The 22,714-nt window shown below is 68.8% G+C and carries 19 protein-coding genes, 1 tRNA gene and 1 pseudogene; 15 read left to right on the forward strand and 6 right to left on the reverse strand.

All coding sequences use genetic code 11. The annotated features are described in order from the left end of the window. Nucleotides 1-10: 10 nt before the first annotated feature. Genes K3G64_RS16855 through K3G64_RS16870 form a run of 4 tightly spaced genes read left to right on the forward strand, consistent with a single transcriptional unit; the run spans nt 11 to nt 4,462 of the window. Complete coding sequence (locus K3G64_RS16855; RefSeq protein ID WP_238885938.1) at nt 11-1,996, forward strand: acetyl-CoA carboxylase biotin carboxylase subunit; 1,986 nt, start codon at nt 11-13, stop codon at nt 1,994-1,996. Further along, nucleotides 1,993-3,153 carry an acyl-CoA dehydrogenase family protein gene (locus tag K3G64_RS16860; protein ID WP_238885939.1) on the forward strand — a complete coding sequence of 387 codons (1,161 nt, stop codon included), beginning with the start codon at nt 1,993-1,995 and terminating at the stop codon, nt 3,151-3,153. Before K3G64_RS16855 ends, K3G64_RS16860 begins: the two co-directional genes overlap by 4 nt. Continuing rightward, on the forward strand, nt 3,150-3,650 hold the full coding sequence (locus K3G64_RS16865; protein WP_238885941.1) for a MaoC family dehydratase: 501 nt from the start codon (nt 3,150-3,152) through the stop codon (nt 3,648-3,650). Before K3G64_RS16860 ends, K3G64_RS16865 begins: the two co-directional genes overlap by 4 nt. Continuing rightward, complete coding sequence (locus K3G64_RS16870) at nt 3,650-4,462, forward strand: HpcH/HpaI aldolase/citrate lyase family protein (protein WP_238885943.1); 813 nt, start codon at nt 3,650-3,652, stop codon at nt 4,460-4,462. The genes K3G64_RS16865 and K3G64_RS16870 overlap by 1 nt, the downstream gene beginning before the upstream one ends. Before the next feature lie 148 nt (nt 4,463-4,610). Here the strand turns inward: K3G64_RS16870 and K3G64_RS16875 are convergent, their stop codons facing one another. Beyond that, nucleotides 4,611-4,895, reverse strand: coding sequence for a hypothetical protein (locus K3G64_RS16875; protein WP_238885944.1), 285 nt, complete (start codon nt 4,893-4,895; stop codon nt 4,611-4,613). Nucleotides 4,896-5,126: 231 nt separating this feature from the next. On the opposite strand from K3G64_RS16875, the pseudogene K3G64_RS16880 reads away from it, so the two are divergent. The 5 genes and pseudogenes from K3G64_RS16880 to K3G64_RS16900 form a co-directional block, all read left to right on the forward strand. Continuing rightward, nucleotides 5,127-5,258: pseudogene (locus K3G64_RS16880) on the forward strand (CoA ester lyase); the annotation flags it as partial. A 100-nt stretch (nt 5,259-5,358) separates the two neighbouring features. Beyond that, entirely contained in the window at nt 5,359-6,474 is a 1,116-nt protein-coding gene (gene pdhA, locus K3G64_RS16885; protein WP_238885946.1) for a pyruvate dehydrogenase (acetyl-transferring) E1 component subunit alpha, read from the forward strand. Continuing rightward, the gene (locus K3G64_RS16890) at nt 6,471-7,529 is read left to right on the forward strand and encodes an alpha-ketoacid dehydrogenase subunit beta (RefSeq protein WP_238885948.1); all 1,059 of its coding nucleotides are present in this window, start codon (nt 6,471-6,473) and stop codon (nt 7,527-7,529) included. Before pdhA ends, K3G64_RS16890 begins: the two co-directional genes overlap by 4 nt. After that, nucleotides 7,526-8,698 carry a dihydrolipoamide acetyltransferase family protein gene (locus K3G64_RS16895; protein ID WP_238885949.1) on the forward strand — a complete coding sequence of 391 codons (1,173 nt, stop codon included), beginning with the start codon at nt 7,526-7,528 and terminating at the stop codon, nt 8,696-8,698. Before K3G64_RS16890 ends, K3G64_RS16895 begins: the two co-directional genes overlap by 4 nt. A 6-nt stretch (nt 8,699-8,704) precedes the next feature. Then, on the forward strand, nt 8,705-8,971 hold the full coding sequence (locus tag K3G64_RS16900; protein WP_370646965.1) for a YchJ family protein: 267 nt from the start codon (nt 8,705-8,707) through the stop codon (nt 8,969-8,971). Between the two features lies 1 nt (nt 8,972). Here the strand turns inward: K3G64_RS16900 and K3G64_RS16905 are convergent, their stop codons facing one another. From K3G64_RS16905 to K3G64_RS16925, 5 genes are all read right to left on the reverse strand, one after another. Next, nucleotides 8,973-9,725, reverse strand: a complete 753-nt coding sequence (locus tag K3G64_RS16905) for an enoyl-CoA hydratase (protein WP_238885950.1) — start codon at nt 9,723-9,725, stop codon at nt 8,973-8,975. Between the two features lie 33 nt (nt 9,726-9,758). Beyond that, nucleotides 9,759-10,136: a hypothetical protein gene (locus K3G64_RS16910; RefSeq protein WP_370646967.1), complete on the reverse strand. Its 378-nt coding sequence runs from the start codon at nt 10,134-10,136 to the stop codon at nt 9,759-9,761. Nucleotides 10,137-10,261: 125 nt separating this feature from the next. Further along, the gene (locus tag K3G64_RS16915; RefSeq protein WP_238885952.1) at nt 10,262-11,665 is read right to left on the reverse strand and encodes a PE-PPE domain-containing protein; all 1,404 of its coding nucleotides are present in this window, start codon (nt 11,663-11,665) and stop codon (nt 10,262-10,264) included. An 87-nt stretch (nt 11,666-11,752) separates the two neighbouring features. Next, complete coding sequence (locus K3G64_RS16920; protein ID WP_238885954.1) at nt 11,753-12,505, reverse strand: acyl-[acyl-carrier-protein] thioesterase; 753 nt, start codon at nt 12,503-12,505, stop codon at nt 11,753-11,755. A gap of 39 nt (nt 12,506-12,544) precedes the next feature. Next, nucleotides 12,545-12,617: transfer RNA gene (locus tag K3G64_RS16925), tRNA-Arg, on the reverse strand. A gap of 130 nt (nt 12,618-12,747) precedes the next feature. Between K3G64_RS16925 and K3G64_RS16930 the strand changes: the two genes are divergently transcribed. The 6 genes from K3G64_RS16930 to ettA all read left to right on the forward strand — a co-directional run bounded on the left by K3G64_RS16930 (nt 12,748) and on the right by ettA (nt 22,711). Beyond that, complete coding sequence (locus tag K3G64_RS16930) at nt 12,748-14,229, forward strand: wax ester/triacylglycerol synthase family O-acyltransferase (RefSeq protein WP_238885956.1); 1,482 nt, start codon at nt 12,748-12,750, stop codon at nt 14,227-14,229. Then, a complete protein-coding gene (locus K3G64_RS16935; RefSeq protein ID WP_238885957.1) occupies nt 14,226-15,917 on the forward strand; it encodes an HAD-IB family hydrolase/lysophospholipid acyltransferase family protein in 1,692 nt (563 codons plus the stop codon). The genes K3G64_RS16930 and K3G64_RS16935 overlap by 4 nt, the downstream gene beginning before the upstream one ends. After that, a complete protein-coding gene (locus K3G64_RS16940) occupies nt 15,914-18,247 on the forward strand; it encodes a glycerol-3-phosphate 1-O-acyltransferase (protein ID WP_238885958.1) in 2,334 nt (777 codons plus the stop codon). The genes K3G64_RS16935 and K3G64_RS16940 overlap by 4 nt, the downstream gene beginning before the upstream one ends. A 31-nt stretch (nt 18,248-18,278) precedes the next feature. Next, nucleotides 18,279-20,270, forward strand: coding sequence for a cytochrome c oxidase assembly protein (locus K3G64_RS16945; RefSeq protein ID WP_238885960.1), 1,992 nt, complete (start codon nt 18,279-18,281; stop codon nt 20,268-20,270). A 188-nt stretch (nt 20,271-20,458) separates the two neighbouring features. Beyond that, nucleotides 20,459-20,917, forward strand: coding sequence for a single-stranded DNA-binding protein (ssb, locus tag K3G64_RS16950; protein WP_238885962.1), 459 nt, complete (start codon nt 20,459-20,461; stop codon nt 20,915-20,917). A 120-nt stretch (nt 20,918-21,037) separates the two neighbouring features. Next, nucleotides 21,038-22,711 (forward strand): energy-dependent translational throttle protein EttA, encoded by a 1,674-nt coding sequence (gene ettA, locus K3G64_RS16955; protein ID WP_238885963.1) that lies wholly within the window; start codon nt 21,038-21,040, stop codon nt 22,709-22,711. The last annotated feature ends 3 nt before the right edge of the window (nt 22,712-22,714 follow it).

Below are 22,714 nucleotides of genomic sequence, written 5' to 3' on the forward strand. Positions count from 1 at the left end.
GCAGACGCCCATGAACTTCGACACCATCCTGGTCGCCAACCGCGGCGAGATCGCCGTGCGCGTCATCCGCACGCTGCGTGTCATGGGCATCCGGTCGGTCGCGGTTTTCAGCGATGCCGACGCCGGCGCCCGCCACGTCGCCGAGGCCGACGTCGCGGTGAACATCGGTCCCGCCCCGGCACGGCAGAGCTATCTCGACATCGGCGCGGTGATCGCCGCAGCGCTGCGCACCGGCGCGCAGGCCGTCCACCCCGGTTACGGATTCCTGTCGGAGAACGCCCAATTCGCCGCCGCGCTACAGGACAACGGGATCGTGTTCATCGGGCCGCCGGTCGCCGCGATCAGGACCATGGGTGACAAGATCGCCGCCAGAGCCGCGGTCTCGGAATTCGGAGTGCCGGTGGTGCCCGGCATTTCGCGCGCAGGACTCACTGACGCCGACCTGATCGCGGGTGCCGGCGAGGTCGGCTATCCGGTGCTGGTGAAGCCGTCGGCCGGCGGCGGCGGCAAGGGCATGCGCGTGGTGCACGACGCCCACGAGCTACCGGCTGCCCTCGTCTCGGCCCGCAGGGAGGCCGCCGCCGCGTTCGGCGACGACACGCTGTTCCTGGAGCGGTTCGTGCTCAGCCCCCGCCATATCGAGGTCCAGGTGCTGGCCGACGGCTACGGCAACGTCGTGCATCTCGGCGAACGGGAATGCAGCCTGCAACGCCGCCACCAGAAGGTGATCGAGGAGGCGCCCTCGCCGCTGCTCGACGCGGTCACCAGGGCGCGGATCGGCGCGGCCGCCTGTGACACCGCACGCAGCGTCGACTACACCGGCGCGGGCACTGTCGAGTTCATCGTGTCGGCCGACCGGCCCGACGAGTTCTTCTTCATGGAGATGAACACACGTCTGCAGGTGGAACACCCGGTCACCGAACTGGTCACCGGAGTCGACCTGGTCGAACAGCAGGTGCGCATCGCGGGCGGCGAGAAGCTGCCGGTCAGCCAGGACGAGATCGTGCTCACCGGCCACGCCATCGAAGCCCGCGTCTACGCCGAGGATCCCGCTCGCGGCTTCCTGCCGACCGGCGGCACCGTGCTGGGTCTCTCGGAGCCGCAGGACCCCGGCGTGCGGATCGACTCCGGGCTGGCCTGCGGAACAGTCGTCGGCAGCGACTACGACCCGATGCTGTCCAAGGTCATCGCCCACGCCGACGACCGCGCGGGTGCGTTGCGCGCACTGGACCGGGCGTTGGCGCGGACCGCGGTGCTCGGGATCACCACCAACATCGAGTTCCTGCGGTTCCTGCTCGCCGACCCCGACGTCGCGGCGGGCCGACTCGACACCGGGCTGCTGGACCGACGCCTGCCGGACTTCGTGTCGGCCGCCGCCGGTGATGCCGAATTGATCGCGGCCGCGGCGGCCAAGTGGCTGCGCGCCTGGCACGCATCCTCCGGTGAGCTGTGGGAGGTGCCGTCGGGGTGGCGGATCGGGGAGCGGGCGCCGACGAAGTATCGACTGCGCTCGGGCGAGCGCACCGAACACGTCTATCTCACCGGCACCCCGGGCTCGGCCACCGCTGTCGTCGAGAACGGTGGAACATACTCGCTGACGGCCTCTTCGGCGGGCGACCGATTGTCGGTCACGCTAGACGGCGTGCGCACCGAGTACCTGGTCGCGGGGAGCGGCCGTCAGCTGTGGCTGGCCGGTGGCGGGCACACCGCTGTCGTCGAGGAGGTGCGCGAAGCGCCGGTGCGCGCCGACGACGAGCACAGCGGCGACGCGGAGCTGACCAGCCCCATGCCCGGCTCGGTCGTGGCGGTGGGCGTCGGTGACGGCGACACGGTGACCGCGGGCACGGTGGTGATAACAATCGAGGCCATGAAGATGGAACACGCGTTGACCGCCCCGGTCGACGGTGTGGTGGAACTGCTTGTCGCCGTAGCCGATCAAGTCAAGGTGGGGCAACCGGTGGCGCGGGTCACCGCAACTCAGAAGGAAGAGTCATGAGCGATCTGATGGCGACGGGCATGCTGCCCGACCACTACGAGCAACTGGCCAAGACGGTGCGCGACTTCGCCCAGAGCGTGGTCGCGCCGGTGGCCGCCAAACACGACGAGGAGCACTCGTTCCCGTACGAGGTCGTCGCCGGAATGGCCGACATGGGCCTGTTCGGGCTGCCGTTCCCCGAGGAGTACGGCGGCATGGGCGGCGACTACTTCGCGCTGTGCCTGGCGCTGGAGGAGCTCGGCAAGGTCGACCAGAGCGTGGCGATCACGTTGGAGGCCGGGGTGTCGCTGGGCGCGATGCCGGTCTACCGGTTCGGCACCGAAGAGCAGAAGCGACAGTGGCTGCCGCTGCTGGCCAGCGGTAAGGCGCTGGGCGCGTTCGGGTTGACCGAGGCGGGCGGCGGTACCGACGCGGGCGCCACCAAGACCACGGCCAAGGTCGACGACGGCCACTGGGTGATCAACGGCTCCAAGCAGTTCATCACGAACTCGGGCACCGACATCACCAAACTGGTGACGGTCACCGCGGTCACCGGTGAAATGGGTGACAAAAAGGAGATCTCGTCGATCCTGGTGCCCGTGCCGACCGACGGCTTCACCGCCGAACCGGCATACAACAAGGTCGGCTGGAACGCCTCGGACACCCACCCGCTGAGCTTCGACGACGTGCGCGTGCCCGAAGAGAACCTGCTCGGGGAACGCGGGCGCGGCTACGCCAACTTCCTGCGCATCCTCGACGAGGGCCGCATCGCGATCGCGGCGCTGTCGGTCGGCGCCGCGCAGGGCTGCGTCGACGAATGCATCAAGTACGCCAGGGAACGGGAGGCCTTCGGGGCGAAGATCGGCACATATCAGGCCATCTCGTTCAAGATCGCCAGAATGGAGGCCCGCGCCCACGCGGCCCGCACCGCCTACTATGACGCGGCCGCGCTGATGCTGGCGGGCAAGCCGTTCAAGAAGGCCGCGGCCGTGGCCAAGCTGGTGGCCAGCGAGGCCGCGATGGACAACGCGCGCGACGCGACGCAGGTCTTCGGCGGCTACGGTTACATGAACGAGTACCCGGTCGCGCGGCACTACCGCGACAGCAAGATCCTCGAGATCGGCGAAGGGACAACAGAAGTGCAGCTGATGCTGATCGCGCGCGAGGCAGGCCTGTGAGCGGAGCGGCGGGAGCGGGAAAGGTCATCGTCCAGCGCGGGCTGTGGTTCGAGGAGTTCGAGCCCGGTGTCCTCTACCAGCACCGGCCCGGCCGCACCATCACCGAGGCCGACAACGTGCTGTTCACCACGTTGACGATGAACACCCAGGCGCTGCACCTGGACGCGGCGTTCTCCGATGCCCTGCCGCCGTTCAACCAACGGCTGGTCAACTCGATGTTCACGCTCTCGACGCTGGTCGGTCTCTCGGTGGCCCAGCTGACGCAGGGCACGATCGTCGGCAACCTCGGGTTCGGTGAGGTGGCCTTCCCGAAGCCGCTGTTCCACGGCGACACGCTGTATGCCGAGACCGAGGTGACCGACAAGCGCGAGTCCAAGAGCCGGCCCGGTGAAGGCATCGTGACGTTCGCCCACACCGGCCGCAACCAGCACGGCGACGTCGTGGCCACGGCGTCGCGCAAGACGATGGTGCGCAAGAAGCCGGCGGAGGAGGACTGATGGCCCTCGCCGGCCCCGGGGTCGCCTGGTTGTTCTGCCCGGCCGACCGACCCGAGCGGTTCGAGAAGGCCGCTGCGGCGGCCGATGTCGTCATCCTCGACCTCGAGGACGGGGTGGCGGCCGAGGACCGCGAGGCCGCGCGCGCCGCGCTCGTCGACACCCCGCTCGACCCCGCCCGCACCGTGGTGCGGGTCAACCCGAGCACCACCGCCGAGCATCACCTCGACCTCGAGGCGCTGGGGAAGACGGCCTACACCACCGTCATGCTCGCGAAAACCGAGGAGCCGCAACAGGTCCGCGACCTCGCGCCGCTGGACGTGGTGGTGCTCATCGAGACGCCCCTTGGTGCGTTGGCGGTCAATGACCTGGCCCGGACGGACAACGCGATCGCGCTGATGTGGGGCGCCGAGGACCTGTTCGCGGTCACCGGCGGCACGGCCAACCGCTATCCCGACGGCAGCTACCGCGAGGTCGCCAGGCATGTGCGCTCGCAGACCCTGCTGGCGGCCAAGGCCTACGGTCGGCTGGCGCTGGACTCGGTCTACCTCGACATCAAAGACCTCGACGGCCTGCGCGCCGAGGTCGACGACGCGGTGGCGGTCGGGTTCGACGTGAAGGTCGCGATCCACCCGTCGCAGGTCGCGGTGATCCGCGACGGCTATGCACCCACCGAGGATCAGATCCAGTGGGCGAGTGCCGTGCTGGCCCGGACGGAGAGCGAGCGCGGCGTTTTCGCGCACGAAGGTGTGATGGTCGACGCGCCAGTGCTTCGGCGCGCCGAGCGCATCGTCAGGCTTGTTCCGCGGGACTGAACCGGGTGCTACTGGAGATGCGCCCGATCAGCCGGGCATGTCGTAGCCGCGGCTGTCGCGCACTGCCGTGGTAAGTGGCACATCCGTCCGATCATTTCCGAGACGGAAGTGCCACTCGCCAGGGTGCTCATAGGCAGCCGCCGCGCCCCTAACAGCTCGCCGCCACCCACGCGTTTTCTGCGCGTTGGAGGTTGCTCGCGGCCTGCAGGGTGAGTCTGTCGTCTCTCCCGTACTTGCTCAGGGCATCCATGTATAGGGCCCCGGTACGTTCGAGATCGCTGTTTACCTTGGCGCAGTACCTCTTGTTGTCGCGTTCCATCGGCCTGGCATCCGCTGCGTCGGCGGTCATCACCGCGAATGACCCCACCGCGCCAAGTGCCGACGCTGTTAGTGCCGCGGCAGCCGCAACGCGTTTAATTGCATGACTCTTCATCTTGATCTCCTTCTGGTTGGTCGCTCGTCGCGTGTCTTCGGCGAGCTGCTGACGCCATGCACGATGACAAGCGAGGCTGAGGCAAACGTTCGCAGATCATGAAATGCGCTGGTCAGCGGCCCATCGCAAGGCCGGCCTGGGCCGCGGGCGGGGTAGGCGACCGCGAGACCGCGAAGGGCGCCATCTGGTCGTGCCCGCGCAGCGGTCACGCCGGTCGCGACAACCGGCCGCACGGCGCGACACGGGCTCGACGCCGCCCGCGATGCCCGGGGGGTGTTCGCGTTCGAGGGCATAATGGTGGATGCCCCAGTACTGCGGCGAGCGGAGCGCATCGTCGCGCTGGCGCCCCACCCCGGCGCCTAGCCGACAGCCTCACACCCGAGGTCCTGCTCCGACCGCCTCCGTGCTGAGCACCTCAGTCGCCCGACGGCGCGATCCGCCGTCAGTGACCGCAGGAGGCGGTATGGCAGGGCCCGTTTCGAGTGCGTCGACCTCGCGGGAGATCGAGGCGGTCGCGTTGGAGCCGATACGACTGGTCGCCCCCGACGGGACGCCGACCGCCGAGACCCGGTACCGCCGAGAACTTCCCCCCGAGACGCTGGCCTGGCTCTACGAGTCGATGGTCGTCACCCGCGACCTCGACGGCGAGTTCGTCAACCTCCAACGCCAGGGCGAGCTGGCGTTGTTCGCCTCGTGCCGCGGCCAGGAGGCCGCGCAGATCGGCGCCGCTGCGTGCCTGCGCAAGACCGACTGGCTGTTCCCGCAATACCGCGAGCTGGGCGCCTTCCTGATGCGCGGCATCACGCCTGCGCAGATCGGAGCGGTGTGGCGCGGTACCTGGCACGGCGGCCTGGGCTTCACCGACAAGTGCGTCGCGCCCATCGCCATCCCCATCGGCACCCAGACCCTGCACGCGGTGGGCGCGGCCATGGCGGCCCAGCGGCTCGGCGAGGACTCGGTGACGCTGACCTACCTCGGCGACGGCGCCACCAGTGAGGGCGACGCCCACGAGGCGCTCAACTTCGCCGCGGTGTACCGGGCGCCGTGCGTGTTCTTCGTGACCAACAACCAGTGGGCGATCTCGGTGCCCGTCGACAGGCAACTGGCGGCGCCGTCGATCGCACACAGGGCCGTCGGCTACGGCATGCCGGGTGTGCGCGTCGACGGCAACGACGTGCTCGCCTGCTTCGCGGTGACGGCCGAGGCCGCGCAACGGGCCCGAGCCGGCGGCGGACCCACGCTGATCGAAGCCGTCACCTATCGGATGGGCCCGCACACCACCTCCGACGACCCCACCCGCTACCGGTCCGCCGAGGAGGTCGACGAGTGGGCGGCGCGCGACCCCATCACTCGCTACCGCGTCTACCTGGGATCGATCGGGGTGTGGACCGACCGGCTCGAGGAACGGGTGCGGACCAGATCGGCACGGCTGCGCGCCGACCTGCGCGCTGCGATCGTCGGCGCCGAGGAGTTCGGCATCGCCGAGGTGTTCGACACGGTGTACCGCGACATCACGCCGGACCTCGCGGCTCAACGCGATGGACTCCGCGCCGAACTGGCAGGGGAAGGTCTGACATGACGCAGATCATCGAACGCCCCGCCTACCACGGCGGCGACGAGGATCGCGGACCGCTGCTGCGGCCGGTGCCCACCGTGCCGACGCTCACGACGGCGCAGGCGATCAACCGCGCATTGCACGACGCGATGGCGTCCGACGACCGGGTGCTCGTCTTCGGCGAGGACGTCGCGACGCTCGGCGGGGTGTTCCGGGTGACCGAGGGGCTGACCGAAACATTCGGTGCGGAGCGCTGTTTCGACACCCCGCTGGCTGAGTCGGGGATCGTCGGGATCGCGATCGGAATGGCGATCCGTGGGCTGGTGCCGGTGCCGGAGATCCAGTTCGACGGGTTCGCCGCCCCGGCGTTCGACCAGATCGTCAGCCACCTCGCCAAGTACCGGATGCGCAGCCGCGGCGACGTCGACATGCCGGTCACCATCCGGATCCCGTCGTTCGGCGGCATCGGCGCCGTCGAGCACCATTCCGAATCCACCGAGACCTACTGGCTGCACACCGCCGGCTTGAAGGTGGTGTGCCCGTCGACGCCGTCGGATGCGTACTGGCTGCTGCGACAGGCGATCAGCAGCCGGGATCCGGTCATCTACCTGGAGCCCAAACGCCGGTACTGGACCCGTGAACCCGTCGACACCACTACGTCGGGACTGCCGATCGGGCGGGCCGCGGTGCGCCGCAGCGGCGCCGATGCGACGGTGATCACCTACGGACCGCTGGTGGCCACGGCGCTGAGCGCGGCGGAACTGGCTGAGCAGCAGCACGATTGGAACATCGAGGTGCTCGACCTGCGAACGCTGAACCCGCTCGACTTCGAGACGTTGGCCGAGTCCGTGCGCCGCACCGGCCGTGCGGTCGTCATGCACGAGGGTCCGCGCACGCTCGGCTTCGGTGCCGAACTGGCCGCGCGCCTGCAGGAGGAGCTGTTCTACGACCTCGAGGCTCCGGTGTTGCGCGCCACCGGATTCGACACGCCGTATCCGCCGGCCCGGCTGGAGAAGCTGTGGCTACCGGGTGTCGACCGGCTACTGGACTGCGTGCAGCGGACCCTGGAGCAACCGTGAGCGTTCGCGAGTTCCTGGTGCCCGACCTCGGTGAGGGGTTGGAGGACGCGACGGTCACCGCGTGGAGCGTCGCGGTCGGTGACGACGTCGCATTGAACCAGACGCTGTGCACCGTCGAAACCAACAAAGCCGAGGTCGAGATCCCCAGCCCGTACGCGGGTCGCGTCGTCGAACTGGGTGGCAGCGAAGGCGACACCCTGGCTGTCGGCGCGATGCTCGTCCGGATCGCGGTCGACGCCGAACCGCCTGCACGGAAACGCGCACCGGTGCTCGTCGGGTACGGCGCCGACGACGCGATGGACACCAGCAGACGGCTGCCGACCGGATCGCCGCGACCGCGGGCGAAGCCGCCGGTGCGCAGATTGGCCGCCGAACGGGGCGTCGACCTCGCCGCGCTGAACGGCTCCGGACCCGACGGCATCGTCACCCGCGAGGACGTCCTCGCCGCGGCGGACCGCCCGGTACCTGCGCCCGACATGGTGGCGGTCAGCGGTGTGCAGGCCGAGCTGGCACATCGAATGACGCTGTCGCGGAGCAAGATCCCGGATGCGCACGCCAGTGTGCAGGTGGACGGCAGCAACCTGCTGCGGTTGCGAGATCTGTTGACTGCACGAGCCGACGACCAAGCGCCGATCACCCCGTTCGTGCTGACCCTGCGGCTGCTGACGATCGCGCTGGGCCACCACCCGCAACTGAACGCCACCTGGATCGACACCACCGACGGCCCGCGGATCCACCGGCATTCCGCGGTGCACCTCGGCTTCGGGGTGGCCGCGCCGCGAGGCCTGCTGGTGCCGGTCGTCGACGACGCAGAGGCCAAGACCACCCGCCAGCTCGCGGCGGTGGTGGCCCGTCTGGTCCGCGATGCACGGGCGGGCACGCTCAAACCCGCGGAGCTCCAGGGCTCGACGTTCACGGTGTCGAACTTCGGCGCGCTCGGCCTCGACGACGGTGTGCCCGTCATCAACTATCCCGAGGCCGCGATCCTGGGCGTCGGCTCGCTCAAACCCCGAGCGGTGGTGGTCGACGGCGATGTCGTCGCCCGGCCGACGATGTCGCTGACGTGTGCCTTCGACCATCGCGTCGCCGACGGGGCGAAGGTGGCGGCGTTCCTAGGAGAGCTTCGGAATCTGATCGAAGCGCCGGAGTCGGCGCTGCTGGACCTGTAGGGCGGCGTGGATCTCGCCGCACCGTCGAACCGCGAATGTCCCGGCGGCAACGTCCTGCCGTATGCCGCGTGCTGCGAACCGCTGAACGACGGCGTGCGTGGCGCCGCCACCGCCGAGGCGCTGATGCGGTCCCGCTACTCGGCGTACGCGAAAGGCTTGGCGGACTATCTGTTCCGGACATGGCATCCGCGGACCCGCCCACAGCATGTCACGGTGGATGCCGACGTGGTGTGGAGCGGTCTCGAGGTCGAGGAGGTGATCGACGGCGGCTAGGTCACCGGCGCCGGGCGGCGGCGAGGCGCTGTTGGAATTCGGGCGAGGTGATCGAGGCGGCCTGGGGACCGAGTTCGACGTCGACGGCGATGCGGTGCTGGTCGGTGTCGACCACCCCGGGATTGGCGGTCGCGCGCATCGACGCCTTGGTAGCGAGGACCACGTCGCGTGGCGCACCGGCCGGGCCGGCGGCCAACTCGCGGGCCGCGGTGACCGGATCGTCGGCGACCTGGAGAGCCAGGCCGTGCCGCACCGCCGCCTCGGCGTCGAAGCGCATGCCGAACAGCAACGAGGCCCGGGCCACCTGCGGACCAACGGCGCGCTGCAGCATCCACGTCGCGCCGCCGCCGGGGTGGATGCCCAGCTTCTGGAAGCGCGGGTCGAACAGCGCGGCCGGCCCCGCGATGCGCACATCGGCGGCCAGCGCGAGATTGAGTCCGGCGCCGACCGCCGCTCCGTTGACCGCTGCGATGGTGGGCAGCGCACAGTTGGCCACCGCGAGGAACCCGTCGTAGATCTTGCGCAGCCCGTCACCGGTGGCCTCGCCGAGCGCGCTCAGGTCCGCGCCTGCGCAGAAGGCCTTGCCCGCGCCGGTGACAATGAGCGCGTGGACCTCGGGGTCGGCTTCGGCGGCGTCGACTGCGCTGCGCAGCGCGGCCGAGATCTCGAAGGTGACCGCGTTACGGCGCTCGGGGTCGTTGACGGTGACTACGGCGATGCGGTCCTCGATGTGGACCAGTACCGGATCGGACACCCGCTCAGCCTAGTGACCGGGTGGATCGGCCCCTCAGGCAACCGTGAGCGTCACGTTGTGCAGTGCCACGGCGACGTCGGTCGGCAGGATGTCGACGAAGGTGGGCGTGTTGCGGTCGGCAGGCGCCGACGCGATCACGTTGCCGGGGTAGTAGGGGCTGCACGGAAAGCTGTGGCAGCGGTACCAGAAGCCCAGGGCGCTTTGATAGGGAAACATGCTCGGCGCCTGATCGACCCGATACCGGCCGGGTTCGATGGTGGCCGTCGTCCACCCCGGACGCGGGTTGGTCACGACGTTGAAGACACCGTTGCTGCCGTAGCTCGGCGGGTTGGCGTACGCAGGTGCCGCCGCGAACGCTCCCGTCAGCAGTGCGCCGGCTGCCAGGGTCGCGACGGAGCGCCGGGTGTTCACGCCGACGAGTCTATCGAGGCGTTGCTGACAGCAAGCAGATATCGGAAGTACGACTACGCCGACGTCGGCTGTCGAAGAAAGCATCTGGCGCCTTGGCCGGCCCCAGACGTCGTTGCCCGACGTCATCAGGCGGCGGCGTCACCGGTGTTTGTACCCGAGGCATCGTCGGAGCTGTCGGCGGCCTCGGTGCTTGGGTCCGTTGCGGTGTCGGTGTCCGTGTCGGTGGCGGTGGGATCCGCTCCGGTGCTGCTGCTCGAGTCGGCCGCACCGAGGTCGGCGCTCGAATCCTCTTCGGTGGCAGCGAGGTCCGAGCGCTCGTCGGGATCGATGATGGCGATCTCGCCGGGCACCGCCTTCGCGCTCGTGCGCACGAGGTCGAGTTGCGGCCTCGACTGGGCGTCGGAGTCGTCGTCGTTGGCGCCGGTCCTGGTAGCGGTCACGGCGGTCGTCGTGGCTTCGGGCGGCGTCGTCGGCGGGGGTGGTGACGAGATGGCCGCCAAGCCCTCCTGAATGGCGCCGGGGATCTTCGTCGCCGTCGCCACCAGCTCCGCGGGCGATGGCATCAACCGCGCGGGACGGTAGGCGCTCGGATCCCTCGGGATCGGGTTGCCGCCGTAGTAGGCCGAGTCGACGGCCAGTTTCAACAGCGGCCCGACGAGGTCGGCGAGCTGGTCACCGAAGACGTCGCGGATCAACCGGGTCAGCGGCAGTTCCTCGACGGTGTAGGTCACGTAGGTGGTGTTGTCACGTTGGGTGACATAGGCAGTGATCCGGTCGGTGGGTGAACTGCAGCGGGCGTCGGCGCAGTCGAGCACGGCGCCGCCCACCGTGAGCGCACACGTATTGGCGTTGCACGACACCGAGGGCGAGCCGTCGGCGTTGACGGGCAGATCGACCTCGGCCTGGTTGAGTCGGGTGTAGAGGTAACCGACCAACGAGTTGACCGCGGCGATCGGGTTCAGGACGTCGGCGGGCGCGTTGGAGTTGTAGTCGTACTGGTAGCCGATGTTCACGGCGGCCGACGCGGGCACATCGCTGGGGGTGGGGATGGGGTTCACGCCGATCAGCGCGAACCACGGATAGCGGGTGCCGAACCCGCCGTCGGGACGGGCGACGTCGTTGTCCAGGATGAACACCGTCTGGTCGAGGTCGGCCCGATCCCCAAGTACCAGCAAACTTGCATTGGCCGCTCCCCAGCCGGAGGCCAGGACGAGGTTCGGCTCGCCGGCGTTGGCGTCGAGGGCCTGTTGGATGCCGAACGGGCCGGTCAAGAAGTTCACATAGACGATGTCGTCGCCGCTGGGACCGGTGTAGACCGGGTCGGCGAACTTGCCGCCGAAGAAGCTCTCGACGCCTGCACCGCTCGGGTTGGTCGAGGAGCCGACGACGATCAGGGCGGACAAGTCGACCAGCGACGCCGAGATGGAGCCGGGCATCGTCGCGGCGACCCCCGTGACAGCGGTCGCGACCCCGGCCGCGGCGGCGGTCATCGCCCATCGCCCCGCCCGCTTTTCACCGGCCCTCGCCATGGCCTCGTCCCCTCCCGCGCCGTCGTGCAGCAAACGCGCTGTCCCTTCAGGAAATGGTACGCGAGGTCATCGACGGCCGCGCCGTGCTCAGAGCTTGCGCAGCAGCGCGCCCGCGCGCACGTCGTCGTCGACGGCCAGCGCGATGTGTACGCCGTCTTCGCGTCGCGCCCAGCGGATCGTGACGTCCTCGCCGTAGCGGATGGGCCTGCGGTACTCCACGACCGCGCGGTAGGGAGCCCGGCACACGTCGGGCGCCTGCGCCGTCACCTCGTGGATGGCGTGCCAGTAGGCGGTGTTGGTCACGTGCTCGAAGATGTCGATGTCGGTGCGACGCAAAGGGAAGGGCGTGACCTCCCCGGCGCTGTCGAGGTCTCTCAGCCAGGGCCGCCACTTGAGGCGGTGTTCGTCGGTGGTGGTGGCGAACCGCGCGATCAGGCTGTCCGAGGCCCGCTGCGGCGTCAGCGTTTTGCTGTTGATCGCGATCCAGAAGCCCTCGGTCTCGATACGGCCACCGTCGCTGCCGACGAGATCGACGCGCATCGTGCACCACCTGGTCGACAGCGCCGAGCACCAGCGACTGAACGACACTTCGGTCGGGAACTCGATCGGCTCGATGACGTCGATGACGGTGCGCTGCACCAGCCAGTGCGGGTGATCCTCGGCTTCGCCCGCGTCGACCAGGTTCTCCGCGCCGACCTCCTGGATGTAGCGCGCCACACTGTCCAAGCGCAAATGTAGGTCGCCGTCGATGTCGCCGGTCGCGACCCGCCACGCGGTGCGGTAGACGTAGCCGGATTCCGGCAGCGGGCTGAGTCGGTGGTCGACGTGGTTGGCGGGCATCGGGACAAGTATCGACGGGCGCGGAGTGCCGGCACCGAGCGCCCCCGGCAGGGATCGAACCTGCGACCAACCGCTTAGAAGGCGGCTGCTCTATCCGCTGAGCTACGGAGGCAGCGGTGCGAAGTGTATCCGGCCCGTGAGTGTCCGCCGCCCCGCGACAGCCACTAAAGGGCTCTCGCGCCGACGGGCAGCGGACTAGCGTGGTGATCATCGGTTCGACGGCAGGGAGGTAGCGACGGCCAATGAGCGACGTGCCGGAACTCGACGCGGCGGGCATGCCCGAGGAACTCAGCCCGCTCGACCAGATTCTGCATCGCGGTGAGGCCAACCCGCGGACCCGCTCGGGGATCATGACGCTCGAGATCTTGGACTGTGCGCCGGACTGGGAGACGTTCCGGGCCAAGTTCGAGAACGCTTCGCGCAAGGTCCTGCGCCTGCGGCAGAAGGTCGTCACGCCCACCCTGCCGACCGTGGCGCCGCGGTGGGTCGTCGATCCCGACTTCAACCTCGACTTCCACCTGCGCCGTATCCGCGTCCCCGAGCCGGGCACGTTCCGGCAGGTTCTCGACTTCGCCGAGGTGGCCGCCCAATCGCCGCTCGACATCTCCCGCCCGCTGTGGACGGCGACCCTCGTCGAGGGGCTCGCCGACGGCCGGGCCGCCATGGTGGTGCATCTGAGCCACGCCGTCACCGACGGGGTGGGGGGTGTGGAGATGTTCGCCAACCTCTACGACCTCGAACGCGACCCGCCGCCGCAGGAGGTGCCGCCGCTGCCGATCCCGCAGGATCTGTCGCCCAACGACCTGATGCGCCAAGGCATCAACCGCATACCCGGCACGGTCGTGGGTCGGGTGCGCCATGCCCTCTTCGGTGCGGCACATGTCGCGAACTCGGTGGTTCGCGATCCGATCTCCCGGCTGAGCGGTGTCGTCGGATACGCCATGTCGGGAGCGCGGGTGCTGGGCCCGGTCGCCGACCCGTCGCCGCTGCTGCGCCGCCGCAGCCTGTCGACGCGCAGCGAGGCGATCGACATCGAGTTCGGTGCCCTGCACCGTGCGGCCAAGGCGGGTGGCGGCTCGATCAACGACGCTTATCTGGCCGGGCTGTGCGGCGCGTTGCGCCTCTACCACGAAGCGATGGGGGTGCCGGTCGACACCCTGCCGATGGCGGTGCCGGTCAACCTGCGCTCCGACGCCGACCCCGCGGGCGGCAACCGGTTCGCCGGCGTCAACCTCGCCGCACCGATCGGGCTCACCGATCCGGAGATCCGCATCCACAACATCCGCTCGCAGATGACCAGTAAGCGCGAGGAACAGGCGATCGACATGGTGGGCGCCGTCGCGCCGGTGATCGGCCTGCTGCCCGATGCGGTTCTGGAGTCCATGGCGGGCTCGATCGTGAACTCCGATGTCCAGGCGAGCAATGTGCCGGTGTATGCCGGCGACACCTTCATTGCGGGCGCGAAAGTGCTGCGGCAGTACGGGCTCGGCCCGCTGCCGGGGGTGGCGATGATGGTGGTGCTGGTCTCACGTTCGGGCTATTGCACGGTGACGACCCGGTATGACCGCGCCGCGATCCTCGATCAACCGTTGTGGGCGCGCTGTCTGCTGGTGGGCTTCGACGAGGTGCTCGCCCTCGGCGGTACGGCGCGCGCCGAGCCCGCCTCGTTCACCGCGGATGTCGAATCGCCGGTTACCTCATCCAATGGGAGTGCAGCGCAATGACTTCGGAGAACGGCCAGTCCCGGCGCACCATGCGTCTACCCGGCTCGGTCGCTGAGATCGAGGCGAGCCCGGCCGGCCCCGAGGTCGGGGCGTTCTTCGACCTCGACGGCACGCTGGTCGCCGGCTTCACCGGAATCGTCATGACGCAGGAGCGGTTCCGGCGCAGGCAGATGTCGGTCGGCGAGTTCATCGGCATGGTGCAGGCCGGTCTCAACCACCAACTCGGCCGCTCGGAGTTCGAGGACCTCATCGGCAAGGGTGCCCGGATGCTGCGCGGCAATTCCCTCGACGACATCGACGAACTCGCCGAACGGCTCTTCGTTCAGAAGATCGTCAGCCGGATCTACCCGGAGATGCGAGAACTGGTGCGTGCCCACATGGCTCGCGGTCACACTGTGGTGCTCAGCTCGTCGGCGCTGACCGTTCAGGTCGAACCGGTCGCCCGCTTCCTCGGCATCGACAAGGTCCTGAGCAACAAGTTCGAAATCGACGAACACGGGCGGCTCACCGGTGAGGTCCTGCGGCCGGTCATCTGGGGGCCGGGCAAGGCCAGGGCGGTGCAGGCCTTCTCGGCCAAGAACGGCGTCGACCTGTCCAAAAGCTACTTCTACGCCGACGGCGACGAAGACGTCGCGTTGATGTACCTGGTCGGCAATCCCCGACCGACCAACCCGGCGGGCAAGCTCGCCGCCGTCGCGGCCAAGCGCGGCTGGCCGGTGCTTCGCTTCACCAGTCGCAGTGGGGCCAGCCCGATCTCGCAGGTGCGCACCGCCGTGGGTATCGCGTCGATGGCGCCGATCGCGGCCGGTGCCGTGGGACTGGGCCTGCTGACCCGCAACAAGCGAACCGGTGTCGACTTCTTCACTTCGACATTCGGCCGGACGTTGATGACCACGATCGGCATCAACATCAACGTGCTCGGCGAGGAGAACCTGACCAAGGAGCGGCCTGCGGTCTTCCTCTTCAACCACCGCAACCAGGCCGACCCGCTGATCGCGGGCAGGCTGGTCGAGAGCGGGTTCACCTCCGTCGGCAAGAAGGAACTCGAGAAAGACCCGATCGTCGGCACTCTCGGCAAGATCATGGACGCGGCGTTCATCGACCGCGAGGATCCGCGCAAGGCGGTCGAGGGCCTCAAGAAGGTCGAGGAACTGGCGCGCAAGGGGCTGTCGATTCTCATCGCGCCGGAAGGCACCCGCCTCGACACCACCGAGGTGGGCCCGTTCAAGAAGGGTCCGTTCCGCATCGCGATGTCGGCCGGAATCCCGGTCGTGCCCATCGTCATTCGCAACGCCGAGGTCATCGCCGCTCGCGACTCGAGCACCTTCAACCCCGGCACGGTCGACGTGGTGGTCTATCCACCGATCCCGGTCGACGGCTGGACGCACGACAACCTGCCCGAACGGATCGAGGAAGTCCGCCAGCTCTACCTCGACACGCTCAAGGACTGGCCGCACGACGAGCTGCGCCTGCCCGAGCTCTACACCCGGAAACGCACGCCGGCGAAGAAGGCGGCGAAGAAGGGCGCGAAGAAGGCGGCCAAGAAGTCGGCCGACAAGCCCGCTTCGAGTGCGGCGGACAAGCCGCCGGCAGCCAAGGCGGCGACCAGGAAGTCGGCGTCGAAGTCGACATCGAAGTCGGCGTCGAAGTCGGCCAAGGCGCGGCCTGCGGCAAAGGGCCGGCCGTGAAACCCTCCATCGACTACTACGCCCCCTTCACTCCGACCGGTGACGCGCTGGTGCTGGCGTCGGTGTCGTCGCCCGCCGAACAGGAGATGATCGACGACTGGCTGGACCGCCAGCGACGGGACAATCCCGGCTCCAAGGTCGACGTGCTGCGGTTGCCCCACGACGATCCGCCCCCGGCGGTGCTGGCCCAACTCGTGGCCGAACTCGAAGCCGACGACGACCGCTCGGTGGTGCCGGTCCGGGTGTTCTGGATACCGGGCGGCCTGCCCACCCGGTCGAAGGTGGTGGCGCTGCTGTCGGGGCGCGATACGTACCGGCCGCCCGAGATACTGCAACGGCGCATCCTGCGCCGCGACCCGACCCGGGCGCGCATCGTAGCCGGTGAACCGGCCAAGGTGTCCGAACTGCGACAGCAGTGGGCCGACACCACCACAGCCGAGAACGCCCGCGAGTTCGCGCGATTCGTCATCCGGCGCGCCGTCTTGGCGATCGAACGCGTGGAGCTGCGGCTGCTGGGTCCCGAGTACAAGTCCCCGCGGCTGATCAAGCCGGAACTGTTGGCGTCGGCCCGATTCCGCGAGGGTCTCGAGAAGCTGCCCGGTGCGACGCTGGAGCAGGCCGGGGAGATGCTCGACGAGCTGTCCACCGGATGGAGCCGGTTCTCGGTGGACCTGATCCCGTCGCTGGGCCGGGCCATCTTCAGCCGCGGCTTCGACCCGAACATCGACTACGACCGCGCCGAGGTCGAGTCGATGCGCCGCAACCTGGAGAACCATCCGGCGGTCCTGCTCTTCTCGCACCGGTCCTACCTCGACGGCGTCATCGTGCCGGTCGCCATGCAGGAGAACAGGTTGCCACCTGTACACACCTTCGCCGGGATCAACCTGTCGTTCGGTTTGATGGGCCCGCTCATGCGCCACTCCGGCGTCATCTTCCTGCGGCGCAAACTCGACGACCCGGTGTACAAGTACGTGCTGCGTCAGTTCGTCGGCTACATCGTCGAGAAGCGGTTCAACCTGAGCTGGTCGATCGAAGGCACCCGGTCGCGCACCGGAAAGATGTTGCCGCCCAAGCTCGGTCTGCTGGCCTATGTCGCCGACGCCTACCTCGACGATCGTAGCGAGGACATCCTGTTGCAGCCGGTGTCGATCAGCTTCGACCAGTTGCACGAGACGGCCGAGTATGCCGCCTATGCCCGAGGCGGGGAGAAGACCCCCGAGAGCCTGTCGTGGATGTACAACTTCATCAAGGCGCAGGGCGAGCGAAACTACGGCAAGATCTACGTCCGGTTTCCCGAGGCCGTGTCGATGCGCGAATACCTCGGTTCCCCGCACGGGCCGATGGCCACCGACGAGGCCGCGAAACGGCTCGCGTTGCAGAAGATGGCGTTCGAGGTGTCCTGGCGGATTCTGCGGGCGACGCCGGTCAACGCGACGGCGTTGGTGTCGGCGCTGCTGCTCACCACCCGGGGTGTCGCGTTGACGCTCGCCCAGATCCATCACACGCTGCAGGACTCGCTGGACTATCTGGAGCGCAAGCAGACACCGATGACCAACAGCGCGTTGCGGTTACGCACTCCCGACGGGGTCCGGGCGGCGCTCGACGCGCTGTCGAACCGGCATCCCGTCACCTGTGTCGAGGGCGGCCGGCAGCCGGTGTGGCGGATCGCGCCGGAGGACGAACACGAGGCGGCGTTCTATCGGAACACGCTCATCGACGCCTTTTTGGAGACCTCGCTCGTCGAACTCGCGCTCGCGCACGCCGGGTGCGCGGAGCCGGATCGGCTGGACGCCTTCTGGTCGCAGGTGATGCGGCTGCGGGACCTGCTGAAGTTCGACTTCTACTTCGCCGACTCGGCCGCGTTCCGCGAACACGTCGCCGAGGAGATGTCTTGGCATGACGGCTGGGAACAGGATGTGTCGGCGGGCGGCGAGAGGGTCGACGCGCTGCTGCGGACCAAGCAGCCGCTGCTGGCCGGTGCGATGCTGCGGCCGTTCTTCGAGGCCTACGAGATCGTCGCCGACGTGTTGCGCGACGCGCCCGCCGAGATCGACGAGAAGGAACTGACGCGACGGGCGTTGGGTCTGGGCAACCAGTACGCCGCCCAGGGCCGGGTGCGTAGCACCGAAGCGGTGTCCGCCCTGCTGTTCGCGACCGCGCGGCAGGTGGTCGCCGATCAGGGTCTGCTCGGACCGGGGCCCGACCTGGTCGAGCGGCGCACCGCGTTCCGCGATGAACTACGCGCCGTGTTGCGCGACATGGATACCGTCGAGCGCATCGCCCTCGAACAGTTTCTCGCTCGCGAGGCCCAGCGCCGCGCCCAGCCGTAGGGGCGCCGGTGCTGGCCATACGCTGGTAGGTATGGCGACGGTATCGAGCGTGCGCACCAGCGCGGTGTGGCCGGTGCTCGTCGGTGTCGCGGTGCTGGCCGGCGCCGTCGCCGCAGGCATCTCGGCACTCTCGCTGGCCGACGCCCTGACCGCGACGGGACTGCCGAACCCGGGGCCCGTCACCACCTACGGCCTGCCGTTCATCCGCGCCGCCGGGGAGATCGCCGCCGTCACGGCCGTCGGGAGTTTCCTGTTCGCGGCGTTCTTGACTCCGCCGCAGTCCACCGGCGTCCTCGACGCCGACGGCTACCGGGCTTTGCGGTTGGGCACGGGCGCCTCGGCGATCTGGGCCGTGTGTGCGGCGTTACTTGTGCCGCTGACCGTCTCCGACGTGTCGGGGCAACCGGTGTTCGAACACCTCAACCCGCTCGATGTGCTGCAGGTGATCGGTTACATCGACATCGCCGGGGCATGGATGTGGACTGCGGCGATCGCGGCGTCGCTGACCGTCGTGAGCCTTCCCGTGCTGCGGTGGTCCTGGACACCGGTGCTGCTCGCAGGTGCGTTGTTCACCCTGGTCCCACTCGGCCTGACCGGACACTCGTCGAGCGGCGGCGCCCACGACCTGGCCACCAACAGCCTGCTGTTCCACCTGGGCGCCGGCGCGCTATGGGCCGGTGGCCTGCTCGCCCTGCTGGTACACGCGCTGCGCGGCGGCGCGCACGCCGACCTGGCCGCGCGCCGGTTCTCGGCGCTGGCGCTGTGGTGCTTCGTCGTGATGGCCGTCAGCGGCGTGATCAATGCTTTGGTGCGCATTCAGCCCGCCGATCTGCTGCGCACCGAATACGGCTGGCTGGTCGTCGGCAAGGCCGTGGCGCTGGCCACGCTCGGGGTGCTGGGCTGGCGGCAGCGTCGCGTCGCGGTGCGTGCGCTGCAACGAGACGCCACCGCCCGTGGCCCGCTGATCCGGCTGGCGCTGGTCGAGGCGGCGGTGTTCGGTGTGACGTTCGGCATCGCGGTCGGGTTGGGCCGCACGCCTCCTCCGCCGCTGCGGGAACAACCCAGCCCGACGGAGGTGGCGATCGGCTACGACTTCGCCGGACCGCCCACGGCGGCGCGCATCCTGTTCGACTGGCGGTTCGATCTGATCTTCGGCACCGCCGCCGTCGTGCTGGCACTGGTGTACCTGCTGGGAGTGCGTCGCCTGCGGCGCCGCGGCGATGCGTGGCCGGTCGGCAGGACGCTGGCCTGGATGTGTGGCTGCGCCGCACTGTTGTTCGCGACGTCGTCGGGTGTCGGCCGGTACATGCCCGCGATGTTCTCCGTGCACATGGTGGCGCACATGCTGCTGTCGATGCTGGTGCCGATCCTGCTGGTGCTCGGCGCGCCGATGACGCTGGCGCTGCGTGCGCTGCCGACCGCGGGCCGCGGGGCGCCGCCCGGCGCGCGGGAGTGGCTGCTGGCGGCGCTGCACTCGCGGGTGTCGCGCTTCCTGACCCATCCGATCGTGGCGACGATCGTGTTCGTCGCCGGTTTCTACGGCCTGTACTTCGGCGGCCTTTTCGACGCCGCGGTCGACGACCACGCCGCTCACGTGCTGATGAACCTCCACTTCCTGCTCAGCGGATACCTCTTCTACTGGGTGGTGATCGGCATCGATCCGGCACCCCGGCAGTTGCCGCAGCTGGGCAAGCTGGCGATGGTGTTCGCCTCGCTGCCGCTGCACGCGTTCTTCGGTGTGGTGCTGATGGGCATGAAGACGGTGCTCGGCGAGACGTTCTACCGGTCGTTGCAGCTGAGCTGGCACACGGATCTGCTGGGCGATCAGCGCACGGGCGGCGGTATCGCCTGGGCGGCGGGCGAGGTGCCGCTGGTGATCGTGATGCTCGCGCTCTTGATCCAGTGGAAACGCAGCGATGATCGCACCGCCAGGCGGCTGGACCGGGCGGCCGACCGCGACGAGGACGCCGATCTCGCGGCCTACAACGCGATGCTGGCCGAACTCGCCCGCCGCGACGCGTGAACAAGCGGCGGCACGAGGGTTCGCTCGGCGACGAATTTCCGGGTTGTCCCCAATCCCGGCTCTGTCCCCAAGCCGGTCCTCCGCGGCTGCGCGCGGCCGTTCCGTGTCGGCGCCGCGAGGCTCAATGGCGGTGTCACGACGCGCCGGGACGCCCGGACGTCGCAAGGAATCAAGTCAAGGAGATCAGCATGTTCGAGACACCGTTCACCATCGTCGGCAACATCGTCAACGATCCGATCCACCGCCGGGTCGGCGACCAGGAGATGGTCAGGTTCCGCGTCGCGAGCAACTCGCGCAAGCGCACCGCCGAGGGAACATGGGAGCCGGGTAACTCGTTGTTCGTCACGGTCAACTGCTGGGGGCGGGTGGTCGCCGGCGCCAGTGCGGCTCTGGTCAAGGGCGATCCGGTGATAGTGGTCGGGCACGTCTACACCAGTGAGTACGACGACCGCGACGGCAACCGCCGCTCGTCGGTCGAGGTGCGCGCCACGTCCGTCGGCCCCGATCTGGCGCGCTGCGCTGCGCGCATCGACCGGGGTAAGCAGCAGGCCGACCAGCGGTCGTCGAATCAGAACGACCCGATCGAGGACGCCGGCGACGACGACGATGCGGACCAGGCCGGCGAGGCGCTGAGCTTGACGGCGTAGCGGGCGACAACGACGGCGCAGCCACTTCGGTAACGCTCTCGGCTGCGCCGAGGTGGCCACGCCTACGATGGTCCGCGGGCAATACCCGGATACTCCCGATTTCGAAAGGCACCCCACGGCATGGCCGAATTCATCTATTCGATGCGGAAGGTCCGCAAGGCGCACGGCGACAAGGTGATCCTCGACGACGTCAGCCTCAACTTCCTTCCGGGCGCGAAGATCGGCGTCGTCGGTCCCAACGGGGCCGGCAAGTCGAGCGTCTTGCGGATCATGGCCGGACTCGATCAGCCGAACAACGGTGACGCGTTCCTTCAGCCCGGCGCGACGGTGGGCATCCTGCAACAGGAGCCGGCGCTCGACGAAACCAAGACCGTGCGCGAGAACGTCGAGGAGGGCGTGGCCGTCAAGGCCAAGCTCAACCGCTACAACGAGGTGGCTGAACTGATGGCCACCGACTACTCCGACGAGCTGATGGAGGAGATGGGCAAGCTCCAGGAGGAGCTCGACGCCGCCGACGCGTGGGACATCGACAGCCAGCTCGAGCAGGCGATGGACGCGTTGCGTTGTCCGCCGCCCGAGGAGCCGGTGACCCATCTGTCGGGCGGTGAGCGCCGCCGGGTGGCGCTGTGCAAGCTGCTGCTGTCCAAGCCGGACCTGCTGTTGCTCGACGAGCCGACCAACCACCTCGACGCCGAGAGCGTGCAGTGGCTCGAGCAGCACCTCGCCGAGTACAAGGGTGCGATCCTGGCCGTGACCCACGACCGGTACTTCCTGGACAACGTCGCCGAGTGGATCCTCGAGCTCGACCGCGGCCGCGCCTACCCGTACGAGGGCAATTACTCGACCTATCTGGAGAAGAAGGCCGAGCGCGTCGCGGTGCAGGGGCGCAAGGACGCCAAACTGCAGAAACGACTGCAGGACGAGCTGGCATGGGTCCGCTCGGGCGCCAAGGCCCGCCAGGCCAAGAGCAAGGCCCGGCTGCAGCGCTACGAGGAAATGGCGGCCGAAGCGGAGAAGACGCGCAAGCTCGACTTCGAGGAGATTCAGATCCCCACCGGGCCGCGGCTGGGCAACGTGGTCGTCGAGGTCGACCACCTCGACAAGGGCTTCAACGGCCGCACCCTGATCAAGGACCTGTCGTTCACGCTGCCGCGCAACGGCATCGTCGGCGTCATCGGCCCCAACGGCGTCGGCAAGACGACGTTGTTCAAGACCATCGTCGGCCTGGAGCAACCCGACAGCGGCACGGTCAAGGTCGGCGAAACCGTCAAGCTGAGCTACGTCGACCAGTCCCGGGCCGGCATCGACCCGAAGAAGACGGTGTGGGAGGTGGTCTCCGACGGGCTCGACTACATCGAGGTCGGGCAGAACGAGATCCCGTCGCGGGCGTATGTCTCGGCGTTCGGCTTCAAGGGTCCCGACCAGCAGAAGCCGGCGGGCGTGCTCTCCGGAGGTGAGCGCAACCGGCTCAACCTGGCGCTGACGCTCAAAGAGGGGGGCAACCTGATCCTGCTCGACGAGCCGACCAACGACCTCGACGTGGAGACGCTGTCGTCGCTGGAGAACGCGCTCGAGAACTTCCCCGGCTGCGCGGTGGTGATCTCCCACGACCGCTGGTTCCTCGACCGCACCTGCACCCACATCCTGGCGTGGGAGGGCGACGAGACGAACGAGGCCAAGTGGTTCTGGTTCGAGGGCAACTTCGGTGCATACGAGGAGAACAAGGTCGAACGACTCGGCGCTGAGGCCGCGCGTCCGCACCGCGTCACCCACCGCAAGCTCACACGCGACTGATCC

Source organism: Mycobacterium sp. IDR2000157661 (assembly GCF_022317005.1).
Lineage (GTDB): Bacteria > Actinomycetota > Actinomycetes > Mycobacteriales > Mycobacteriaceae > Mycobacterium.